Source organism: Mesorhizobium sp. M7A.F.Ca.CA.002.15.2.1, assembly GCF_003998715.1.
GTDB lineage: Bacteria > Pseudomonadota > Alphaproteobacteria > Rhizobiales > Rhizobiaceae > Mesorhizobium > Mesorhizobium ciceri.
On the sequence record NZ_RZPI01000534.1, the window covers coordinates 1 to 3,976 of the forward strand.

5 protein-coding genes are annotated in these 3,976 nt (G+C 60.9%); all 5 read left to right on the forward strand.

Annotated features, from left to right (window positions below; translation table 11 throughout):
• A partial coding sequence (locus ENZ74_RS24400; RefSeq protein ID WP_127313041.1) for an ABC transporter substrate-binding protein occupies positions 1-694 on the forward strand: 694 nt, incomplete at its 5' end.
• Positions 695-774: 80 nt separating this feature from the next.
• Positions 775-1,494 carry an ABC transporter permease gene (locus ENZ74_RS24405; RefSeq protein WP_024503306.1) on the forward strand — a complete coding sequence of 240 codons (720 nt, stop codon included), beginning with the start codon at positions 775-777 and terminating at the stop codon, positions 1,492-1,494.
• Positions 1,491-2,312: an ABC transporter permease gene (locus ENZ74_RS24410; protein ID WP_024503307.1), complete on the forward strand. Its 822-nt coding sequence runs from the start codon at positions 1,491-1,493 to the stop codon at positions 2,310-2,312. The genes ENZ74_RS24405 and ENZ74_RS24410 overlap by 4 nt, the downstream gene beginning before the upstream one ends.
• Before the next feature lie 112 nt (positions 2,313-2,424).
• On the forward strand, positions 2,425-3,294 hold the full coding sequence (locus tag ENZ74_RS24415; protein ID WP_024503308.1) for an NAD(P)-dependent oxidoreductase: 870 nt from the start codon (positions 2,425-2,427) through the stop codon (positions 3,292-3,294).
• Positions 3,295-3,303: 9 nt separating this feature from the next.
• The coding region (locus ENZ74_RS24420) for a DNA alkylation repair protein (RefSeq protein WP_127313042.1) at positions 3,304-3,976 on the forward strand (673 nt) is incomplete at its 3' end.

Consider the following 3,976-nt stretch of genomic DNA (forward strand, 5'->3'; position numbering starts at 1 on the left):
CCCCGACGGCGCCTCCCCCCCCTTCAACAACCTTACCGCCGATGGCCAGCTCGTGGGCTTCGATATCGACATCGCCAAGGCGCTTTGTGATGAGATGAAGGTCAAGTGCACCTTCGTCGCCCAGGATTGGGACGGCATCATTCCAGCCCTCCAGGCCGGTAAATTCGACGCCATCGTCGCCTCGATGTCGATCACGCCGGAGCGCAAGGAGAAGGTCGACTTCTCGAACAAATACTACAACACGCCCTCGGCGATCGCCGTGCCGAAGGACAGCACGCTGAAAGGCGTGACCAAGGAAGATCTCGCCGGCAAGACCATCGGCGTCGCCACCACCACCACGCATTTCAACTATGCCTCGAAGACCTACACCGACAGCACCGTGAAGGGCTATCCGAGCAGCCCCGAGGAGCAGGCCGATCTTGCCAATGGTCGTCTCGACGCCATCGAGGACGATATCGTCGTGCTGCAGCAGTTTCTGGACTCGCCTGACGGCGCCTGCTGCAAGATCCTCGGCCAACCTTCGCCGCAGCCGGTCGAGATTTTCGGGCCTGGTGCCGGCATTGCCGTACGCAAGGGCGAAACCGACCTGGTCAACAAGCTCAATTCGGCCATCGCCGCCATTCGCGCCAATGGAAAATACAAGGAAATCAACGACAAGTATTTCAAGTTCGACGTCTACGGCGCCGAGTCCTGATAAGCCAGGTCAAGACGGCGGGGAATTTCCCCGCCGTCTTTCTATTCGTCTTGGGAATGCCGTGAGGATAAGACCGGTCGATGCCAGCCCAGAGCATATGGACACTTCTCAGTTGGGGACCTGAAGGCTGGCTTGACGATATTGCCTATGGCGCACTGATCACCATTGCGTTGGCGCTTGCCACGCTGCCCATCGGATTGACGATCGGCTTTTTCATTGCACTCGCCAAGCAGTCCGAAGAACCGTCGCTGCGCCTTGCCGCCAACATCTACACCACCGTCTTTCGCGGCCTGCCAGAACTGGTGACGCTCTTCCTGTTCTTTTTTGGCATGCCGATCCTGCTGCAGCATCTCGTCAGGTATTTCCGGCCTGACGTCACCATCGACGTCAACAGCTTTGTCGCCGGCATGATCGTGCTTGCACTGATCTTCTCCTCCTATGCCAGTGAGGTTTTCCTTTCCGCCTTCCGCGCCATTCCCAAAGGCCAGTATGAGGGCGGCTATGCCATCGGTCTTTCGAACTGGCTGACCATGCGCAAGGTGATCGTGCCGCAACTGCTGCGCATCGCGTTTCCTGGACTGGAGAACTGCTGGCTCAGCCTGCTCAAGGACACGTCGCTGGTGTCGGTCGTCGGCCTGGCCGAGACGCTGCGCAATGCCAGCATTGCGGCCCGCGTCACCAAGCACGCTTTCCTGTTCTTCGGCGTCGCCTCGCTGGTCTTTCTTGGCCTGGCCGTCCTGTCGTCCTTCGCCACCAATGCGATCCTGCGCTCGCTTGGCCGGCGGGAGGCGCAGCGATGAGCGCCACGGCCACCATGGTCGAACGTCCGCCGCCACGGGCGCGCGGCTGGCCGCGCAGGCGTATCGCCGGTTACGCGCTGGTGGGCCTATGGATTTTGTTCGGAATCGGCATCGTCAGCTATCTCTTCCTTGCCTGGAATCCTGATTTCTTTGCCAAATATGCGCCGGCTTATCTGAGCGGGCTTGGGGTCACGCTGGCGCTGGTTTCCATATCGATGGTACTCGGCGCGATCCTGTCGGTGCCCGTCGCTTACGGGCGCATGTCCAGCAACCGGATCCTGTCCGGCCTCGCCTATTGCTACGTCTATTTCTTCCGCGGCACGCCGCTGCTGGTCCAGACCTATCTGGTCTACTACGGATTGGGCTCGTTCCGCGTCGAACTCCAGTCGGTCGGCCTCTGGGATTTTTTCAAGGACGCGTTCAATTGCGGCGTCTTTGCCTTTGCGCTCAACACGGCCGCCTACCAGGCGGAGATTCTGCGCGGCGCCATAGAGAGCGTGCCAAGAGGGCAATGGGAAGGGGCGGCCTCGCTTGGCCTGCATAAGCTGCAGACGTTGCGCAAGATCATCCTGCCGCAAGCCTTGATCGTCGCCTTGCGGCCCTATGGCAACGAACTGATCCTGATGGTCAAGGCGTCCGCCATCGTCGCCATCATCACGGTCTACGATCTGATGGGCAATGCCAAGCTCGCCTTCGCCAACTCGTTCGACATCCAGGCCTATATCTGGGTCGCCCTCGTCTATCTGGTGATGGTCGAGATATTGCGGCATGGCGTCGAATGGATCGAGCGCCGGATCACCGTTCACCTGAAACGCTGACGATTTTCGATTCGGCTGCACCAGTCGATCAGGCTATACGCGTCTTGACGAATTGAGCGCAGAGCCTAGAGCTTTCGCAGCAAATTCCGTTTCCATTCTGAAGGGCAAGCTCATGGCATCTGTGGCATTTCTCGGTCTTGGCGTGATGGGCTATCCGATGGCCGGACACTTGAAGAACAAGGGCGGCCATGACGTCACCGTCTACAACCGCACCAAGGCCAAGGCCGAGCAATGGGTTGGCCAGCATGGCGGTAGCCTGGCGGCGACCCCTGCGCAGGCCGCCGAGGGCAAGGATTTTGTGTTCTCCTGTGTCGGCAATGACGACGATCTGCGTTCGGTGACGACCGGTCCGGAAGGCGCCTTCAAATCGATGAAGAAGGGTTCGGTCTTCATCGACAACACCACCGCCTCGGCCGAGGTCGCTCGCGAGCTGGCGGCGGCGGCGCTAGCCGGCGGGTTTTCGTTTCTCGATGCGCCGGTCTCGGGCGGCCAGGCCGGCGCCGAGAACGGCGTGCTGACCGTGATGGTCGGCGGCGAGCAGGACGCTTTCGACAAAGCGAAGCCTGTCATCGACGCTTTTGCCCGCATGGTCGGCTTGATGGGGTCGGCCGGTGCCGGCCAGCTCACCAAAATGATCAACCAGATCACCATAGCCGGTCTCGTCCAGGGCTTGGCCGAAGGCATCCATTTCGGCAAGAAGGCCGGGCTCGACATCGAGAAGGTGATCGAGGTGATTTCCAAGGGCGCCGCGGGCTCCTGGCAGATGGAGAACCGCCACAAGACGATGAACGCCGGCAAATATGATTTCGGCTTCGCCGTCGACTGGATGCGCAAGGATCTCGGCATCTGCCTGGCCGAGGCCGACCGCAATGGCGCCAGACTGCCGGTCACCGCACTCGTCGACCAGTTCTACAAGGATGTGCAGGCGATGGGCGGCAAGCGCTGGGACACGTCCTCGCTGCTCGCCCGTCTCGAAAAATAGGTCTCTGCCGTGGCAGAGCTCTCGCCTCAATCCAGTGCCGCGGAAATCGTCGCCCATCTTCGCGCCATCGGATCCGAGCAGAACCGCCTCGGCATGTTGCGCTACGGCATCAAGATCGACCGTGCACTTGGCATCTCGCACGGCATGCAGCGGCAGATCGCGCGGACGATCAAACGCAACCACGAGCGCGCCTTCGAGCTATGGGACAGCGGCATCATGGAGGCGCAGTTCATTGCCTCCGTCACGGCTGACCCGAAACGGTTTTCTGCTGGAGATGCAAGACGATGGGCGGCGAGTTTCGACTCCTGGGACATCGTCGACGGCGTCTCGGATCTCTTTGTCGATACGGACGCCTGGAAAGAACTGATCGCCGAGTTTGCGGCCGACGAGCGGGAGTTCGTTCGGCGCACGGCCTTCGCCATGATGGCCTGGTCTGTCGTCCACCGGAAGCAGGAGCCAGGGGCGACCTTCCTCTCCTTCCTGCCGATCATCGAAACGCACGCGAACGACAGCCGCAATTTCGTGAAGAAAGCCGTGAACTGGGCGCTTCGGTCGATCGGTAAGCGATCGATGAACATGCACGGTGCCGCCCTGGCTGTCGCCGAACGACTGGCGCAGTCGGCAGACAAGACGGCGCGCTGGATCGGCAAGGACGCCGTAAGGGAGCTGACCAATGCCAAGA

Coding starts and splice junctions, on each gene's coding strand:
- ENZ74_RS24415 (WP_024503308.1), top strand. CDS start 2,425: ATGGCATCTGTGGCATTTCTCGGTCTTGGCGTGATGGGCTATCCGATG.
- ENZ74_RS24410 (WP_024503307.1), top strand. CDS start 1,491: ATGAGCGCCACGGCCACCATGGTCGAACGTCCGCCGCCACGGGCGCGC.
- ENZ74_RS24405 (WP_024503306.1), top strand. CDS start 775: ATGCCAGCCCAGAGCATATGGACACTTCTCAGTTGGGGACCTGAAGGC.